Source organism: Arthrobacter sp. 2762, assembly GCF_040548745.1.
Taxonomy (GTDB): Bacteria; Actinomycetota; Actinomycetes; order Actinomycetales; family Micrococcaceae; genus Arthrobacter.
The window spans coordinates 1-15,815 of the sequence record NZ_JBEPSI010000017.1 but is presented as its reverse complement, the minus strand read 5'-3'; the positions used below and the strand labels follow the sequence as shown (position 1 = coordinate 15,815).

Genomic DNA, 15,815 nt, shown 5'->3' with positions numbered 1-15,815 from the left:
TCCTGAAAATCGTCCGACCCGGGCCGCGCAGGAACCGGTTTACAGGCCGGTCGTGTTGGCGTCCCCGATCATGCGCCCATGGTGGCGTGCGACGCATGGGCCCCTGGGTGTTCAAAGTTGGCCAGATGCGGACCTCGCCGGAATGGTACCGGTGGTGAGGACCTCCTTGTAGAGCTGAAGATGCTCGAAGGTCATTCGCTCGGTGCTGAAGCGTGTTTCGGCCGTGTTCCGGCAGTTGCGCCTGTCCAGCGTTCTGGCCTGGCAGAGGGCGTCCGCCAGTTCGCGGATTCCATCGCGCAGGAATCCGGTTGCACCGTCGTCGATGATTTCCGGGGCAGAGCCCCGTGGCGTGGCGATGACGGGGGTCCCCGCGGCGAGGGCTTCGATCATGACCATGCCGAAGGGTTCGGGCCATTGAATGGGATTCAGCAGCGCCACGGCGTCGCCCAGAAGTGCGTATTTGTCCTTGGTGTTCAGCTCGCCCAGATACTCCACGTCGGGACCGAGCAGCGGCGCGATGACTGCGGCGAAGTACTCGTGCTCGTCCCGGCTGGTCATCTTTGCCGCAATCCGCAACGGCATCCCGGCCATTCGTGCGGTCCCGATGGCCTGCAGCAGGCCCTTGTCCGGATTCATCCGTCCCAAAAAGCACGCGTAGCCGCCCTCGCCATGCCCCGTTGGAACTGCGGAGGCGTCGATGCCGTGATGGATGACACGGCTGATGCTGAGTCCGGGTGCGGCGTTGGCCTGGTGATGTGAGATGGCAATGAGAGACGCTTCGAGGCTTATCGCCTGATAGATCCGGCCCAGCCCTGCTGCGAGTGGACCGTGCGCTGTGGCGATGATGGGTGTTTGATGTGGGCGGTGCCGGTACAGCGCGCCGGCGAGGGTGTGATCGTGGACCACATCGACGGCGTCCATCGCTTCGTAGGCGCAGATAATGTGGCGGAGTTCATCAGAGCCGTCCCCGACTCGTGCCGGGTCCCCGATGGGTCCCCCCGGAACCTGTGGGACCGGACAGGTGCTGCCTGCCGCGGCGGCCAGCAGGACCTCGTGTCCGGCGGCGGTAAGACCCCGGGCCAGCACATCAACGATGGCCTCGATGCCGCCATAGGCTGGCGGAGGAACGGGTATCCACGGCGGAGCGATCAGGCCAATCCGCATCCCGGCTCTCCCACCTGCCGGGACCGGAGGGCCCATGCCGCGGGCCTGCTCAGGCGATGTAACCACTGGAGCTCAAGAAAAGCCCTCTGGTCTGGGGAGTTGATCATGCCCCAATCTAGAGCCGGCCATGCGCGGGCACAACCTATGGGCCAGCCATAGCAGCATGGGCATCATCGACGTCCAGAACGATCCCGGATTCCCCACGAGTTAAATAGTTCCGTCGGCACCAGGTTCCACTGTGCCCTTACCGCCGTCAACAGTGATCGGTTTCATTTATTGCTCCCCCAAGCATCGTATGGAACCAACACTACGGGTGTCCGGGGAGCTGCGGCAGCGAAATGACAACGGTCTTGGGCGGGGTGTCCGCCTGAGGACGCCCTGCGACTCATAGAATGATCAAAAATTTGGAGGTGCGGGTTCTGCATGGATTCTCGCGGCATGTGCCTGGTCATTGAGGACGACCCGGACGTCCGGGCCCTGCTCTGCTTCATCCTCGTCAATGAAGGCTTCCAAGCACAGGCCACCGCGACGGGCCTGGAAGGAGTGGCGGCCGCGAAAGAGCTTGACCCGGTCCTTATTACCTTGGACGTGGGCCTGCCCGACCTGGACGGGCACGAGGTGGCCCGTCGGATCAGGAAGGAAACGACGGCACCGCTGGTGATCATCACCGCCTCCGCGAAACCGGACGACGAACTTGAAGCGATGGCCTCAGGTGCCACTGCCTACCTGGCAAAGCCCTTCCGGCCAGAGGATCTGCGGAAAATCATCCACGAACTCTTGCCGCCACGCACACCAGAGACCACCACGTAAAAGGGGCACTCCCCCACACCGGCGGCTTTGGCGACGCGCCCAAACGTTGCGAATGCACTGTTCCTCGGAACCGGAGTCCCCGCACAAGCCTCCCTTGATATTGGGGTGCAGCTCCGGGATGCTCACGTTGGCAGGGGAACACCTGTTGAAGGGACACCCGGCCGCGGGGCTTGTCCGGGCGTTAGCCTGTCCTGCTTTGGATGTCAGGGGTGGTCAGCGCGTGTAGCCGGTCGGTCAGCCGGGCCATGTGAATCTGCCTGAGAAGCTCACCGTTGGATACCGGAGTGCGCAGTCCGCCCACCGTGTCTGCGGGGAGCGTCGTTTCGGAATCGTAGAAAGACCGTGCCACATCGTCGGCCGGTTCGTCGAGGGCCGCCAAGGCGTAAGCGATACCAAGCAGCTCGGGATCCCGGCGGAACCGGGCCGGTATGTCATGGACCTCAAGAACCTCGGTGAGAGTAAATACAGTGATGCTCATGTCCATAACAGCTTCCTGCGCAGTGCTACGCCCTTAAGCCTGAGTATGCGCTTTATCCAAAGCAAAGGAAGGACCCGGCCAGGTGGGGGCCTGGAACCTCAGAGCGACGGCCCGCCCGTGGCCCGTAATGGATCCTCCATTTGATGTTGGAAGCACCAGGCCATACCGTCGAACCCGAAGCCCACCGGTGCCCCCCACCGGTGGGCTTTTCCTATGTACTCTCAGGAACAAAGCAGCAAAGGCAGCTCTCCGGTTGTCCGTTCGGACTCAACGAGCCACCCCATGCGCTCGTGCCCGCACTGGTGCCTGGCCGTCAACCCGCGCAAACACCAGTGGTCGTTTCGTGGTGGGGCGAAGGGCCGGACAAGTTCTGGGTACCATTGTCCGGCCCTGCCCGGCAGATCGTACGGGCAGCAGCCGCCAAAAGTGGGGGTCTTTGGCGATGCCTGGGATCCGCTGCACTCAGTAAAGACCAGCACCCCGCCCGGGCGCCCGAGTAGTCAGTACTCGTCTTTGGGCACCAACCCTGAGCACGCTACCTACTCCCCGTCCGCTGTGGGGCACAAGGGCCGGCAAATTGCCCGGCCCCTGAGGCCGTACAAGATGCGTGTCAGGCCGCCCCGTCCAACTCCCGCACCTGCTCCACCGTGATCTCTGGCATGCCACCAGGCACAACGAATTCCCGGTTTCGAAGCAGCACGAGCATCTGATTATGCAACTCCACGCCCAGCGCTTGGGCCGCATATCCAGGTATCGACGCGAGGGCCACGGACATTTCCCCGTCCTGCCGGATACCGGCCATAACGCTCGGAAGCTCAAGCACCGCTTCCTGTAAAACTTCCTGCTCCATCTCAATCACATGCGTAACCGTGATGCGAAAGCGTGCCATGACAGCACCTTCCATTAGCGGCTACTCTCTCCAGCCCTGGACTTCCATGATCGACCTCTAATCCGCGCAGTCAAGATCCAAAAGGCCCGAGATGAACTGGACTGGGGTGTTCCACTTACTCAGTACCGGGACACCCCCGTGGGGATTCTTGGGGCTGTTAGTCCCCCTGCCTGCATCCAACGCCGCCCAGATCAGGGAAGCGGAGTATGGAGGAGCCACGCCGTGGCCTCGTCACGGGAGGTGAAAAACCGTGTGGCACACGGCAGGGTATGCAGTCCCATAGTGAAGTTTGCAATGACCCGGTCGATCGGGCTTGAACCAAGCAACGCAATCCGCGAAGCGGCACACGGTTCGGCGAACACTGACCTGCCCTGATGGGTCACGGATCGGGTGTTCTCCATGTCGACCAGCATCGGGTACTCGGCGCCGTCTGCAACTTCATTGACCTTAGCCATAGCAGCATGGGCGTCATCGACGTCCAGAACGATCCCGGGATTCCACACGAGGTGAATAATGCCGTCGGCACCAAGTTCTACTGTGCCCTTGCCGACCGTCAACAGTGGTCCGCTTCATTCGGTGCCCCAAAGCATCGTGTGGAGCTGACACGACTGTCCTCTGTGGAGCTCCAGGAAACGACAATCAAATAGGCGTTTTCATCCCATGGACAAGGATGTGGACGGACTCCAAATCGCCGGCAATGTCCCATGTCCTTGGAACCTGATGGCGACGCGCGACTTCGTCACGACCGCTCCTTCGCGCATCTGCTGCGGGGCGTTGCAGGTAGCACCACGGTATGTCTAAGACGGAGCAGAATTGTCATCCGGGCCATCAGGATTGGGACCCGCCGAATCCGAAGTGGGAAGCTCGTCAGCGTATGGTGCGTGGGTACCGGGTTGGCTGTTCAATAGCTCGTTTGCCGCCATGGCCAGAAGGTCCCTTTCCATTTCCGGAACGGACAGCATTCCCTGCAAGTAGGCCTCCACTTCATACTCACCCACGGACCCGCCGATGCTGAAGTACTGCAGCCACAGCGTGCCCGTGCTGATCCGCGCAGCGGAGAGGGCTTCCAGGAGCCTTCGGCGTTGCTCGGGTTCTTTACGTTCAAACCCCATATCCTGCGGCCTTAGTTGTTGTCTGCCGGGATCCCGGCTACAAGCTCGGCGCTGACTTCCTGCAGGGTTCTGCCTTGTTCGCGGGCGTTCCCTATCAGTTGCTGCAGTGCCCGTTCGTGAGTGATCTTGTGGCGTTCCATCAATATCCCGCAGGCCCGGTTGACCAGATCGCGGCTGTGCAGGGCGGCCTGCAGTCCCTCACTGATGCGTTTGGGTGTCTCGGTGCTTTGAATGTGGGAAAGAAGGGTGGCAGCAGGGGAAGCGAAGAGCTCCATCAGCGTGACTGTGCCTGCATCAAAGACGGCAGGTTCCGGCGCATAGATCTTAATAGCGCCAATGCTGCGTCCGTTTGCGATCAGGGGTGCGCTGACCACTGACCTGATGGGAAGGGAGCTGACGGCTGTGCGCCATTCCGGCCAGCGCGTGTCCGTGCTTAGGTCTTCGATCAGCACGCTTTCTTCCGAGGCCCACGTCGTCAGGCAGGGACCCTGGCCCAGCTCATATTGTAGGAAGTCCGCCTGCTCCACGATGCTGTCCGTGAATCCAGTGCTGGTCCTCCGTGCCTGCGAATCCAGGATCGAGACCCCTGCGCCAAGTGTGCCGGGTACGGATTCCTTGATGGCCTGGGACAGGCTTTGAACGGCTTGGTCAACCTTTTCCTCGGTCAACAGTAGGCCCAGAATCCGGCCGATGGCGCCCGATAGTTCGTCCAGAGGAAGGTGCTTCCTGGTCATGATCTTCTCCCCGGCCGCTCAGGTCGGCTGGCCGACTGAAACAATCTTTGAATCGCTGGACTCCCGTGTTCCAAATCCAGCCTAATGGGTTTTGGACCAGAAAAACCGCATGTAGTCAGGCTGCTACCTATTCCTCAAAAGGTGCTGAGATCTTCCGATCCCCGGCAATATGGGCGATTATCCCCTCCGCCACCCGCCGGAGTTTGATGTTGCGGTGGCTGGAAGCGCTGACAAGGATTTGGAAGGCCGCATCCCTGCTGCAGCGGTTCTGCGCCATGATGACCCCGACGGCGGTGTCGATGGTCGTGCGGGATTCCAGAGCGGCGGTGAGGTTCTCGCGGGCGTCCCGCAGCTGCGCGATCTTCAATGCCAGATGGAGGGCTTTGGCGCCAGTGGCCGTGACACGCTCTGCCGACAAAATGTCCTCGTGGGAAAAACCGTGAGTGCGCGTGGAGTAGAGATTCACCACAGCCTCCGCGGTGCTGTTCAACTCCATGGGAAAGGCCAGGATGGAACCCACATTGGTGGCCGCAGCAGCCCGCATGTACTCGGGCCAGCGATCTTCGTCGTGGACGTCCGGGACGTGGCTGATCGTTCGTGAACGAAGGGCAGAAAGACAAGGGCCATCGCCGAAGCTGTTCTGGATGTCGTCCAACTTCCGGGCAAGGGTATCGCTATCGGCCACGGCCACCGGTTTCTTCTGCCGGATGACGGTGACTCCGCAGGCAATCGTGTTTCCGTTCCTGGTGAGCTTCCTCGCGATCAACGAGGCCAGGTCCTGCAGGAATTCACGGATATCGGCATTCTCCACCAAGAGATCCTGCAGATGTTCAACGAAGTCCGTCAGATCTACCCTGTCCTCATAAGGACCAAGATAACTGGGAGTTCTGGCGATGTGCCGCGATGGCTGGGTTTCAGTCATTCTCTTTCCTTACCCACTTCTCGGCCCTACTGCCCCGCCGGGTTCTGTCCGGACGTCTGAGGTGAGTTCCCTGAAGGCAGTATCAACAAGTTCCATCTGGCCCGGGGCAAGAACCAGAAGTCCGTTGAGGTAAGCATCCAGGACCAACTCATCGGCGTCCCCTCCAATCCCGAAGTAGTACGTCCACAGACTGTTGAGGCTTACGTTTCCGGTTCGGAACCTGTCGGCAGCGTGCATGCGCTGGTCAAATCTTCCATCGTGTTGCGGTGCCCTCCAAGGTTCGGCATTCATAGAGCTACCTGCCCTCCTCTTCTTGGTGCCCGGCCCGTTTCAGAATGTCTTCGGCTATTTCATGGAGCCGCTTGTCGCTGTTGCGGGATGCCAACTGTATGAGCCTGATGGCGGCGTCCCTGCTGCAACGGTTCTGCATCATGATGAGGGAAATAGCCGCGTCCACTATCGCCCGTGACTCCAACGCGGAACGCAAGTGCACAGGGTATGGATCCGGGGTGTGCAGGCGCAGGGCCAGTCGGAGAATCCTCGACAAGGATTCTGCGTGCTTCACAATCGATGCCACGGTCTCTGGATCGAAGGTGCCTGCTTCGGTGGAATAGCAGTTCAACGCCGCCCGTGAGTCGTCGTCTGTTGCGATCGGTACCGCCAGCATGGTTGTGATAGCTTCCTGCGAAACAGCGTCGGCGTAATGGTGCCAGCGGACGTCGGCTTGAAGGTCCCCAACCAAAACGGCCTGCTGCTGCCGGAGCGCGGTAAGGCATGGGCCGTCGTCGAACTCGTACTGTTTCTCGTCCAGGCGCTGAGCCGCCTCTGTGCTGCTCGCCACGGTGGACGGGCCCGCGTCCCGTTCTACGGTGATGGCGCACAGCATGGGGACATCCCCGCCCAACAAGGAAGCCGAAATGGTGGTCAAACCCAGAAGGAATTCCGTGAATCCGGGGCTCTCCAACAGCAGGTCCTGCAACTGTTCCGCTGTGGGTACTGCATCGTTCTGGGCCATTCGGCCTCATTCCAGGCAATGCCAGAGCGATTGACTCCGGCTGGCGGCAGTGCGCTCGAGTTCGCGCACAACCCGGATAGTTAACTCCGGACCGTTTGCCACACCCGAAATCTTCTACTACCGACACTACGCCTGAGCCATGCACCGCAACAGAGCCGGTACCTTCCCTTCCCCAGCGCTCCCGCCGAACCCCCGAAGAACCATGTCCGGACGCGCCCTACCAGAATTAATTAATGATGCAAAGAAACAACCGTGTTCCAGTTACTTAGAACGGGGTGGCTCGTCGGGTCAGGAAGGAAACGCTGGCACCGCTGGTGATCATCACCGCCCTCCGCGAAACCGGACGACGAATTTGAAGCCATGGCCTCAGGTGCCACTGCCTACCTGGCAAAGCCCTTCCGGCCAGAGAATCTGCGGAAAATCATCCGCGAGCTCCTGCCGCCACGGACACCTGACACCACCACGTAAAAAGGGGCACCCCCCCACACAGGCGGCCTTGGCGACGCGCCCAAACGTTGCGATGCACTGTTCCTCGGAACCGCCGTCCCCGCACAAGCCTCCCTTGTCAGCGGGACACCTCCCCACTCCCCCAAGCGCAGAGCATGGCACTGGTCTTTTAGGTCGTGCGACGCTGGAGCTCGCGGTAGACCGTTGTACGGGACGCACCAAACAGCTCCGCCAGCTCAGCCTGCGTGTACTCGCCAACGTCGTGCAGCGTAAGAAGATGCTTCCGTGTCTTAGATAATTTCGGCTGGGGGCCAGGCTAATCAAAGGTGCCGCGGCCGGCGCGAAAGCGCTGACGGGAGCGGCCAAGGCCGCGGACAAAGTATCTACGGCCCTCGTTCGGTTCGACCCAATGGTGGCCTCAAGGAACCGTCTTGGACAGCTCGGAAGTGGGTATGCCGTAACACCCGGTGGACGAACGATCACCGCGCACGCCGCCGATCGAATCGTGTTGGGTGGGGCGGGGAGACCACCAACAACTTTGTCACGTTTCGACCAGATTCTCGACAATCCGACCTCTGTCAGATGGAACCAACCAACAACACGGTTCAAGTTTTTTCAAGGCAAAGCGTACGGTGCCGTAAAGGGCTCCGGACCTCAGCATACTGTCACTGTTATGGTGCCAAAATCACAGGTATGAGCATCTCAGACCGCCTGCGTGCGGCCGCCGCGAAAGTACTGGCTGGCGACGACTCCATGATCGCCGCTCAGCAGCTAGAAGGTGTAATTATCGAGGAGTACCTCGAAGACAAACAGACGGACGAACTTCTCTATGCGCTATCAATGTATTCGCCCGGATCTGGCGAGCCGTATGTGGATGCACCTGAACTGCGTAAACTCATCGCTGCAACGTTGAACGAAATGAGTCGCGGCGATCAGTCACAAGACGCCTGAACGGCCGGCATGGCATGGATCTCGCTTGGAATTGGGTTGCTGCTTGTTATGGGCCTAGGGACCCCTCCGAGAATTGACTGCGGCCCCATGGCAACCTCGAGGACACTGCGCCCTCCGTGGCATCCACTGAGGCGCCGGCGTGAGTTCATCCCGGACCGCATAAGATCGTGCGGCCAAGTCAAGGTGCTCTACTTCCCGATCTGAAGGTCCAAACCGGAACGGAGTTCAGATTCTGTTCGCGTCCCGGCATCTCGTTCACCTACTTGCACCTTGTACGGCCCATCCTCAGCGATGATGTCCGGAACGACGTACGTCATCTGGCAGGCGCGGTCGACAACAACGCTGTTCGTCAGCCGAGCGCTCGTGACCAGGCCGGATTGTGACGTGATTGACGCTTCGCTGTCCGGGCCAAGGTCCTTGAACACATCTCCACCACTGCCATAGCACCAACGGCCTGGTCCTTTCTCTGTGTCGCTCACACGCAGGATCCCGCCATACGGAGCGTGAACGAGGAGCTTGACCGTTGCCGTAATCTGCTGCGGAGCCTCGCGGAAGATGCCGCCCAGCTTTTCCTGAATCGTGTGGGCGGTGTCCGCCGGCGACCAGACGATCCAGTTCGGGCCCTCGAGCAGTGCCTTATCTGCAGTCGGCGGATTTTTCAGCCTGATCTTCTTCTGCGTTTCATGGTCTGAGAATATGGCGATTGATGTTTTTTCCCCGCAGGGGTCCTGGTCCCATCCGTACTTGTCCATGTTTGAGCTGCTTGTTGTTATCTCATCGCATTTCTCGCCGGACGCCACTTGCACTGCAGAGGCAAGGTCTTTCAAGGTCTGGTAGCTTGCATCCTTTTTGACAGAAGCGCATCCAGCGAGGACTACTCCCGCGACGATGACCGTGGCCCCTAGACGTTTCATGATTCCCTAATGCTCCACGCGGGAGATGGCACGGTGCGGCATTGTTGCCACCCGGATCCCCAGACTTCCTAGTGATCGTATGGCTCTTGAGGTGGAAGCAGCAAAAGAAGATGCCACTGCCTCTAAAACTACATGCGGCATGAGGTGTGCATTGTGGGATGTGTTCCACTTCCTTGGAACTGGGACCACCAGCGCTGAGCATTACCCCCTTCTCCGGATAGCGTGCCGGGAGGAAGCGACTCGCGACGCGAAAACTCGAGATTCTTTTAGGAAAGTAGAGAACACTATGAGCGAACTCCGGGTCGGAGACCACCTTCGGCAGGGACGCGCAGCCGGGATGGGGCTAAGTAATCGCCAGGCGACCTCCCCGCAGTTTACGTGCGAATGGTTTTTAGCGCCGTTGTCCAGGAGATGAGCTGGTCCAGGAGGGGCTCAAGTGCCTCTTCGGCTGCTTCGCTGGGGGTGAACTTGGTGAAGTTCTCAAAGTCCGCGGCAAAGGGCAACGCCACTTGGGCGCGGACGTCTGCCATCTGCAGTTCGCCGGCGATCAGGCGGAGGTTTTCGACCGCGCGGACCCCGCCTGCACTTCCGTAGGAGACGAAGCCGGCCGCTTTGTTGTTCCATTCCGCGTAGAGGAAGTCCAGGGCGTTCTTCAGGACTCCTGGCACGGAGTGATTGTATTCAGCGGTGACGAAGATAAAACCGTCAAACTGCGAGATTGTCCGTGCCCAGGCCTTGGTATGTTCATGCTGATAGTTCCCGAGGGAGGGAGGCATCGGCTCATCCAGCAGCGGCAACACGTGGTCGGCCAGGTCGAGTATCTCGAAGTGGGCACCTCCTCGGGAGGTTGCCCTGGCCAGCACCCAGTCCGCCACCTGCCTGCTCCGGCGCCCCGGCCGCGTGCTGCCAACCACCACCGCGATCTTCACCACTTGAACCATCCCCTTCGAATATATTCTTCAGCCATGTATGCTGCCCAACCTGTTCATTGCAGACGACCGGATTTGAGGTGCCCCTCCTGATCCGGGTCATTACTTCCGGGGACGGTTACCAATGAACGTTCCTGGCGGCATGCCGGCCCCGAAGACCGTGCTGACATCGGGCCGTTTGGGAGTCCGACGTTCTTCTTCGGAGATGCGTTGTTTCAATCGCTGCAGGACCCAGGGAAACAGGTGTTCGCGTACCCAAAGAATGTCATCTGCCCTGGCCTCCCGCCACCTGCGCTCGGGTAGGTCTTTAGGTGTCATCGGCTCGAGGGTGTGGGGGACGTTGAGCGTATCGAGCACCATGGCGGCGATGGTGTGATGGCCCAGCGGAGAGAAGTGCAGCCGGTCCGGATCCCACATCTGCGGATGGGTAAGCTCCCGCAGCGCCCATAGATCAGCAATCACGGCATCATGGCGGGCAGCGATGATCCGCAGGTTTTCATTGAAAATGGCCACCTTCCCGCGGGTCCGTCCCAGGACCGGGGTGGCACCCCAGTCCGGCCCGGCAAACAGCACCACTGTCGCTCCGGTGGAGGCCAGCAACTCCACCCCGGCATCAAGTACGGCGGCGAGTTTGTCCGGATCGCTTCTGCGGAAAATCAGATCATTGCCTCCTCCATTGAACGTGATCAAATCAGGCTTCAGGGCCAATGCAGGGCACACCTGCCGGTCCAGGATCTGCCGCAGCAAAAGTCCCCGTACCGCGAGGTTGGCGTAGGCGAAATCCTCGTGTCCAATGGCCAGTTCCTCCGCGACCCGGTCCGCCCACCCGCGCAGCCCGCCCAGGCTGCGCGGTTCCGGATCACCCACCCCTTCAGTGAAGGAATCGCCCAAAGCCACATAACGACTCCACGGGTGCAGACCGGCTCCGTCGTCAACGGCGCCACCCTGCACCGGATGATCGGGACCGGGAGGGTTCATTTCCCCATATTCCCCCCAACGGACTGCCTGCACCATGCCCCCGACTTTCCGATTCCAGAAGGGAGGCGCCAGAGCTTGTGCGGGTGCATGCCCGGTCTGCGGTGGCCTATCTCCGCTCGCTGCGAGTGTATTTACTGGAATGATCAGGAACCGGGACCCACACAGCCAAAAGGGGAAGGCGAAACATAGTGAGCAACCCCGAACTTGCACGCCTGCGGGCATTGACCGCTGTGATTACTACGCGGAAGCAACACCTGACGCCGCCTACCGCAGCTTGCAGGAGGCGCTGATTCGAGCCTTCTCAGACCGAGGGTCGACCCCCACTCGCCACCGGCCCCGGTTTTTTCGCCGCCAGCCAAACCCCGGATACCCCCGCTGAAACTCTCTTGCAGTGTTGAATTCATGGTGCTATAAAATCTATATCAGCGGATATACATCTGGTCTTAGGTTGGATCATAAGGAGGTATGTGATGTTGATGCTCAACGATCCGTTCCGCCACTTCGATCGGCTCGCCCAGCAGGTCCTGGGTACCGTGGCACGCCCGGCAGCGATGCCGATGGACGCCTGGCGCGAAGGGAACGAATTTATGGTTGCCCTGGATCTGCCAGGGGTGGACGTCGACTCGGTGGACCTGGACGTTGAACGCAATGTCCTGACCGTCCGCGCCGAGCGGAAGGATGCTGTCGGTGAGGACACCGAGATGTTCGCTTCCGAACGTCCCCGCGGTGTGTTCAGCCGGCAGCTGGTCCTGGGCGAGGCCCTGGACACCGAAAACATCAAGGCCAGCTACGACGGCGGCGTCCTGACGCTGAGGATCCCTGTCGCCGAACAGGCGAAGCCCCGCAAGATCGAAATTGAGACCAAGGGCCAGCAGCAGCAGATCAGCGCCGCCTAATGGACCGGGACGAGCGTCGCAACACGCTCAAGCTGCATTTTTGGGCGGGGCAATTATTGCGGACGTCACCGCCTTGTAGCGTAGATCAGCGGCGCGCGGATCCCTCCCGCCAGCGGTCCCCGGCCAATCCGGCCGGGGACCGCCTCACCCAACGCTGCACAGGGAACCAGCAGCAACAACCCGCATTCCGGCCCATCCGGCTGGTCATCGGGGAGTCCAATGGACGAAGCAACGATCGCCGCATACATCGCGGGATACCTCGCGACCGTCATCGCAGTGTTCCTTTACTTCCTGCCGGGCCTGGTCCTCTTCATTTTGCTGCGGATCGTGGGCCTGCTACGCCTCCTGGCCCAGCCCTCGTCTCGCTCATCCACAGAATGCGCTGGTGAGAGGTCCGAAGCATCGGCCTCGAATCCATGGATGACAGTCAGCACCTGTAGCTCAGCTGGCAGAGCAGTGGACTTTTAATCCTCGGGTCGTGGGTTCGAATCCCACCGGGTGCACCATCGCTCGGGAGATTATCTCAAGCGTGATATCTGAAGCAGTCCGTCCGGTGCCGCGGGGATCCCGACACCGGGCAGTTAAGGCAAAAGCACCTGTCATTCCCTTATCCTCAGGCGTACTCTGGGCTGAATCGGAGGCCCGGCACCTGATAATCAGACAAGCCATCGGGATTGGAGCGTGACTCGGTGAATCTCAACGACGAGTGGGACCGGCTCGATGCCGAGACCCGCAAATGGCTTCTGAACAATCCGGGGTGTCTGATTCTGCCGTGCACGATGTCCACCAGAATCAGCACCGAAGTCGATGGCGAAATCGACCGTGACCAACACGGACAAATCGTACTCTCCAAGGAAGACCAGGACTTCCTCCGGGACAAAGCACAGGCCGCAGGCTCTATCCACGCCCCCTCCACCATAACCAAGTAACCATGGACGCTCGTCCGGGATTGTGGTCTCCACGGTCAAGGACTGCAAAGGCCGGAATTTAGAGCAGGCCGCCGGACTTGGAGGAGGCCCTTTTGTCGATAGCGTTCAACACGCCCATCAGTATTCGGTCGGGAGCGTTCCTGACTCCACGAATAAGGCAACGCAGGAGCTTAGGGATGCTCCGCAGGGTAGCCAGTACAAGAGCCGTGAGAACCGCGGCGCCGAGTGGGGAATTACCCCACGCAAGAAGGGCGAGAACTCCTGAATCGATAGTCATGACCGGAAGAATAGTGTGAGGGTGGGACATTTCACCGGACGCGGGGATGGACTGTCGCACTTCCTTAGGACTGGAACACCTTGGTGGGACACTCCCCCACGCAGCAACCTACGTAAGGGGAACGTTCGTGAGGATGATGGGTAAATGGCTGAGAAGCTCGATCATTTGAACAATAGGCAAGTCAAAGTGCTGCGATGGGTCCGGGATGGATGCCCGGATGGCATCTTCACTAAGGGTTATGAGCACAGGATTATTGCCCGGGCTCTGGAACGACGCGGTCTAGTAGCGATCACCGGCACCGGTCCTTCCTGGAAGGCTGTGGCAACTGCAGCAGGGAATACATGGAAAGAGCCGCCGCGCGAAGAATCCAACGGGCTTATGGCCGAGGCCGAACCAGACACATTGATCCGGCAGCTACTTAATGCAGGAGGCAATCTCGTCCTGCCGAAAGACTCAGCCCTTGAGAAGAAGTATGAACAGTTGGTACGCCTCAGCCTGAAACCACCGCTCCGCCCTAAAGGGAGGAAGCTAGAGATCGTTTTGACGGGCCCCTGGAATCAAGGCCCCAAGACGATCGTATTCACTGAGTACTTTGACGACTACGTCACCGCGTCACCTGTCCCGATGCCTGAGCGCATATCCCGCTACCATCCGGCAGTGAAGGCGTACGTCGGCAACAACGAGTGGCACTACGTTAGCAGCGAGCACGTATCTCGTGCTGCCCAGCTAGATGTCCTGCTGTCCAAGTATGTTGGTGTCGATCTGCCGCAGGCCCGCGCCGTGGCAGACCAGCAGATCCAACAGTGTGATGCGAACCTATCCAGGCAGGAGGCAGCCCAGGCATCGGCCGAAGCTTCTGCAAGTGCAAGGGCCTCTTATGCCGCTGGGGAGGCTCAAGCCTCCGCGCAGGCAGTACAGGACAAGGCGGCACGTCTGATGACCGAACAGAAGGCCTGCGCAGCGATCGGCGGACATCTGACAGAAAACCTCTTTGGCGATCTGTGCGTGTCGAATGCTCAAGGCAGCACCACTGACGGAAGCCATACTTCCTGCGGCTATGCCCAGACCGGATTCCAACCAGATGGGACTTTAGCTAGCGCAGATATCGCAGCCATCAAGGACGGATACCCAGGCTGCCTCCCGTAGCTTCGCGGTGTTTTCCATGTCGTTATTTCCCGAAGTCCTTGCCGGTCTGAGGCCGGTTGTTGTGACGTGCAGTGCGTGTTGTTGACGCGTCGCGAACGGTGGCCTGGGTTTCGCTGTCAACGAGCGGGCCGCCCGCCTTGGCGCGACCTTGTGTTGTCTCCAGTTTGAGGCCGGCGTCCTTGTCCGCGACGCGGTAAAACCTCCTACTAGCTGACGCACCCGTAGTCTGCGGCGATTGCCGCTGGAACACCATTGGCAGGCACTCCCCATCGCGGATTTGACTATCAGCCTGGGCTTCTCTGCTGCCGTTCGATGCGCGTACCTCTGCACCGGTATTGGTTGGGTTCTGCCAAGTGAGGGATAGATTGCTGGCCCGGCCGCAACACCCGGATTCCCGCTGCGGCCGCCCCAAGGCCAAAGCACGTGCTCAATCCACCAAGTGCCCCACTTCCTTGCTTGTTAGAAATAGGTGAAGAGTGTGGCCAGGACGATTGGCACCCCAATCAAAAGACCAAAGATCCATCCTGCGCGGCGACGTCGCGCTCTGCCGACGAGAGTTCGGAGCGCTGCAAATTCAGATTGAAGGAACCCTGTATCCACGCTGGCCGCCGAGTTCCGACGCCACGTTCCAGGCCGGACCGCTGCTGCTGCCACCACTGCCGCCTGACTCGAATTAAGTAGATTAGGGCGGCCGCTCAACCAGCGCAGCAGCTGACGGTCCGTGACCACAGCGGCGCCTGTTGGCCGTTCCCTAACCGTCACACTCTTCGGGTCTACAAGGACCACGACACCTGTGACCTCAACAGCCCAGCCAGTGGCGCGGCCTAAAAGTTTCGCTGCCCGCGCAGCCTCAAAGCCCGCATTGTGGAGATGGCGCTGTTTCTTGCCGGCCACCATCAAGGTGCGGCCGGCAATCCAAACAGATTGACCAGAATGGTTCTTAGTATTCAAAGTGAACACCCCACCCGGACCTACCAGAACATGGTCAATGTCGGATGCCCCGGTGCCCACCGGTACAGCGTGCAGGACCGTCCACTCCGGCCCTAGCCGTTCAAGGACACGTCCGATTGCTATCTCACCCAGAGCACCCTTGTACCAGGGATAATCATCCGGGCTCAAGGGGTCGGCACCGAAAATACGCCCCAGAAACGACGGCGGACGCCGTCCCTCTCTATCGGCCAGCAGCTTTTCGATCACCGAGTGTCCCGCGATCCGCTCATCCAG

20 protein-coding genes, 1 tRNA gene and 1 pseudogene are annotated in these 15,815 nt (G+C 60.2%); 6 read left to right on the top strand and 16 right to left on the bottom strand.

The window, feature by feature from the left end; genetic code table 11:
- Window positions 1-111: 111 nt before the first annotated feature.
- Window positions 112-1,164, bottom strand: coding sequence for a glycosyltransferase family 4 protein (locus tag ABIE18_RS21310; protein ID WP_499724508.1), 1,053 nt, complete (start codon window positions 1,162-1,164; stop codon window positions 112-114).
- 423 nt (window positions 1,165-1,587) lie between these two features.
- Here ABIE18_RS21310 and ABIE18_RS21305 point away from each other — a divergent pair, with 423 nt between their 5' ends.
- The gene (locus ABIE18_RS21305; RefSeq protein WP_499724507.1) at window positions 1,588-1,974 is read left to right on the top strand and encodes a response regulator transcription factor; all 387 of its coding nucleotides are present in this window, start codon (window positions 1,588-1,590) and stop codon (window positions 1,972-1,974) included.
- Between the two features lie 181 nt (window positions 1,975-2,155).
- Here the strand turns inward: ABIE18_RS21305 and ABIE18_RS21300 are convergent, their stop codons facing one another.
- The 9 genes and pseudogenes from ABIE18_RS21300 to ABIE18_RS21260 all read right to left on the bottom strand — a co-directional run.
- Window positions 2,156-2,452: a hypothetical protein gene (locus ABIE18_RS21300; RefSeq protein WP_499724506.1), complete on the bottom strand. Its 297-nt coding sequence runs from the start codon at window positions 2,450-2,452 to the stop codon at window positions 2,156-2,158.
- A 610-nt stretch (window positions 2,453-3,062) separates the two neighbouring features.
- A complete protein-coding gene (locus ABIE18_RS21295) occupies window positions 3,063-3,341 on the bottom strand; it encodes a hypothetical protein (RefSeq protein ID WP_499724505.1) in 279 nt (92 codons plus the stop codon).
- Window positions 3,342-3,532: 191 nt separating this feature from the next.
- A complete protein-coding gene (locus tag ABIE18_RS21290) occupies window positions 3,533-3,898 on the bottom strand; it encodes a DUF7793 family protein (RefSeq protein WP_499724504.1) in 366 nt (121 codons plus the stop codon).
- 240 nt (window positions 3,899-4,138) lie between these two features.
- Window positions 4,139-4,453, bottom strand: a complete 315-nt coding sequence (locus ABIE18_RS21285) for a hypothetical protein (protein WP_499724503.1) — start codon at window positions 4,451-4,453, stop codon at window positions 4,139-4,141.
- Between the two features lie 11 nt (window positions 4,454-4,464).
- Window positions 4,465-5,187 carry a GAF and ANTAR domain-containing protein gene (locus tag ABIE18_RS21280; protein WP_499724502.1) on the bottom strand — a complete coding sequence of 241 codons (723 nt, stop codon included), beginning with the start codon at window positions 5,185-5,187 and terminating at the stop codon, window positions 4,465-4,467.
- A 127-nt stretch (window positions 5,188-5,314) separates the two neighbouring features.
- Window positions 5,315-6,109, bottom strand: coding sequence for an ANTAR domain-containing protein (locus ABIE18_RS21275; protein ID WP_499724501.1), 795 nt, complete (start codon window positions 6,107-6,109; stop codon window positions 5,315-5,317).
- A gap of 9 nt (window positions 6,110-6,118) precedes the next feature.
- The gene (locus ABIE18_RS21270) at window positions 6,119-6,346 is read right to left on the bottom strand and encodes a hypothetical protein (protein WP_499724500.1); all 228 of its coding nucleotides are present in this window, start codon (window positions 6,344-6,346) and stop codon (window positions 6,119-6,121) included.
- Between the two features lie 58 nt (window positions 6,347-6,404).
- Window positions 6,405-7,124 carry a GAF and ANTAR domain-containing protein gene (locus ABIE18_RS21265; RefSeq protein WP_499724499.1) on the bottom strand — a complete coding sequence of 240 codons (720 nt, stop codon included), beginning with the start codon at window positions 7,122-7,124 and terminating at the stop codon, window positions 6,405-6,407.
- Between the two features lie 616 nt (window positions 7,125-7,740).
- Window positions 7,741-7,863: pseudogene (locus ABIE18_RS21260) on the bottom strand (sigma factor-like helix-turn-helix DNA-binding protein); the annotation flags it as partial.
- A gap of 401 nt (window positions 7,864-8,264) precedes the next feature.
- On the opposite strand from ABIE18_RS21260, the gene ABIE18_RS21255 reads away from it, so the two are divergent.
- Window positions 8,265-8,522 carry a hypothetical protein gene (locus ABIE18_RS21255; RefSeq protein ID WP_499724498.1) on the top strand — a complete coding sequence of 86 codons (258 nt, stop codon included), beginning with the start codon at window positions 8,265-8,267 and terminating at the stop codon, window positions 8,520-8,522.
- A 188-nt stretch (window positions 8,523-8,710) separates the two neighbouring features.
- Here the strand turns inward: ABIE18_RS21255 and ABIE18_RS21250 are convergent, their stop codons facing one another.
- The 3 genes from ABIE18_RS21250 to ABIE18_RS21240 all read right to left on the bottom strand — a co-directional run bounded on the left by ABIE18_RS21250 (window position 8,711) and on the right by ABIE18_RS21240 (window position 11,343).
- Window positions 8,711-9,436, bottom strand: coding sequence for a hypothetical protein (locus tag ABIE18_RS21250; RefSeq protein WP_499724497.1), 726 nt, complete (start codon window positions 9,434-9,436; stop codon window positions 8,711-8,713).
- A 374-nt stretch (window positions 9,437-9,810) separates the two neighbouring features.
- Window positions 9,811-10,368: an NADPH-dependent FMN reductase gene (locus tag ABIE18_RS21245; RefSeq protein ID WP_499724496.1), complete on the bottom strand. Its 558-nt coding sequence runs from the start codon at window positions 10,366-10,368 to the stop codon at window positions 9,811-9,813.
- A 99-nt stretch (window positions 10,369-10,467) separates the two neighbouring features.
- Window positions 10,468-11,343, bottom strand: a complete 876-nt coding sequence (locus tag ABIE18_RS21240) for an SGNH/GDSL hydrolase family protein (protein ID WP_499724495.1) — start codon at window positions 11,341-11,343, stop codon at window positions 10,468-10,470.
- A gap of 470 nt (window positions 11,344-11,813) precedes the next feature.
- Between ABIE18_RS21240 and ABIE18_RS21235 the strand changes: the two genes are divergently transcribed.
- Window positions 11,814-12,239, top strand: coding sequence for an Hsp20/alpha crystallin family protein (locus ABIE18_RS21235; RefSeq protein ID WP_499724494.1), 426 nt, complete (start codon window positions 11,814-11,816; stop codon window positions 12,237-12,239).
- A gap of 65 nt (window positions 12,240-12,304) precedes the next feature.
- Here the strand turns inward: ABIE18_RS21235 and ABIE18_RS21230 are convergent, their stop codons facing one another.
- Window positions 12,305-12,511, bottom strand: a complete 207-nt coding sequence (locus ABIE18_RS21230; RefSeq protein WP_499724493.1) for a hypothetical protein — start codon at window positions 12,509-12,511, stop codon at window positions 12,305-12,307.
- Between the two features lie 158 nt (window positions 12,512-12,669).
- Here ABIE18_RS21230 and ABIE18_RS21225 point away from each other — a divergent pair.
- Window positions 12,670-12,745, top strand: a tRNA-Lys gene (locus ABIE18_RS21225).
- 183 nt (window positions 12,746-12,928) lie between these two features.
- Entirely contained in the window at window positions 12,929-13,168 is a 240-nt protein-coding gene (locus tag ABIE18_RS21220; RefSeq protein ID WP_499724492.1) for a hypothetical protein, read from the top strand.
- 58 nt (window positions 13,169-13,226) lie between these two features.
- Here the strand turns inward: ABIE18_RS21220 and ABIE18_RS21215 are convergent, their stop codons facing one another.
- Window positions 13,227-13,445: a hypothetical protein gene (locus tag ABIE18_RS21215; RefSeq protein WP_499724491.1), complete on the bottom strand. Its 219-nt coding sequence runs from the start codon at window positions 13,443-13,445 to the stop codon at window positions 13,227-13,229.
- 144 nt (window positions 13,446-13,589) lie between these two features.
- Here ABIE18_RS21215 and ABIE18_RS21210 point away from each other — a divergent pair, with 144 nt between their 5' ends.
- Window positions 13,590-14,591: a hypothetical protein gene (locus ABIE18_RS21210; protein ID WP_499724490.1), complete on the top strand. Its 1,002-nt coding sequence runs from the start codon at window positions 13,590-13,592 to the stop codon at window positions 14,589-14,591.
- Window positions 14,592-15,050: 459 nt separating this feature from the next.
- On the opposite strand, the gene ABIE18_RS21205 is transcribed toward ABIE18_RS21210, so the two are convergent.
- Window positions 15,051-15,815, bottom strand: a 765-nt coding sequence (locus ABIE18_RS21205) for a nuclease-related domain-containing protein (RefSeq protein ID WP_499724489.1), incomplete at its 5' end; no start/stop codon positions are given.

Bases quoted from the DNA above. Each gene is read 5' to 3' on its own strand.
- ABIE18_RS21210 (WP_499724490.1), top strand. From the start codon at position 13,590: ATGGCTGAGAAGCTCGATCATTTGAACAATAGGCAAGTCAAAGTGCTG.
- ABIE18_RS21215 (WP_499724491.1), bottom strand. From the start codon at position 13,445: ATGACTATCGATTCAGGAGTTCTCGCCCTTCTTGCGTGGGGTAATTCC.
- ABIE18_RS21295 (WP_499724505.1), bottom strand. From the start codon at position 3,341: ATGGCACGCTTTCGCATCACGGTTACGCATGTGATTGAGATGGAGCAG.
- ABIE18_RS21240 (WP_499724495.1), bottom strand. From the start codon at position 11,343: ATGAACCCTCCCGGTCCCGATCATCCGGTGCAGGGTGGCGCCGTTGAC.
- ABIE18_RS21280 (WP_499724502.1), bottom strand. From the start codon at position 5,187: ATGACCAGGAAGCACCTTCCTCTGGACGAACTATCGGGCGCCATCGGC.
- ABIE18_RS21275 (WP_499724501.1), bottom strand. From the start codon at position 6,109: ATGACTGAAACCCAGCCATCGCGGCACATCGCCAGAACTCCCAGTTAT.
- ABIE18_RS21230 (WP_499724493.1), bottom strand. From the start codon at position 12,511: ATGACGGTCGCGAGGTATCCCGCGATGTATGCGGCGATCGTTGCTTCG.
- ABIE18_RS21265 (WP_499724499.1), bottom strand. From the start codon at position 7,124: ATGGCCCAGAACGATGCAGTACCCACAGCGGAACAGTTGCAGGACCTG.
- ABIE18_RS21310 (WP_499724508.1), bottom strand. From the start codon at position 1,164: ATGCGGATTGGCCTGATCGCTCCGCCGTGGATACCCGTTCCTCCGCCA.
- ABIE18_RS21285 (WP_499724503.1), bottom strand. From the start codon at position 4,453: ATGGGGTTTGAACGTAAAGAACCCGAGCAACGCCGAAGGCTCCTGGAA.
- ABIE18_RS21235 (WP_499724494.1), top strand. From the start codon at position 11,814: ATGTTGATGCTCAACGATCCGTTCCGCCACTTCGATCGGCTCGCCCAG.
- ABIE18_RS21300 (WP_499724506.1), bottom strand. From the start codon at position 2,452: ATGAGCATCACTGTATTTACTCTCACCGAGGTTCTTGAGGTCCATGAC.
- ABIE18_RS21255 (WP_499724498.1), top strand. From the start codon at position 8,265: ATGAGCATCTCAGACCGCCTGCGTGCGGCCGCCGCGAAAGTACTGGCT.
- ABIE18_RS21270 (WP_499724500.1), bottom strand. From the start codon at position 6,346: ATGCACGCTGCCGACAGGTTCCGAACCGGAAACGTAAGCCTCAACAGT.
- ABIE18_RS21250 (WP_499724497.1), bottom strand. From the start codon at position 9,436: ATGAAACGTCTAGGGGCCACGGTCATCGTCGCGGGAGTAGTCCTCGCT.
- ABIE18_RS21305 (WP_499724507.1), top strand. From the start codon at position 1,588: ATGGATTCTCGCGGCATGTGCCTGGTCATTGAGGACGACCCGGACGTC.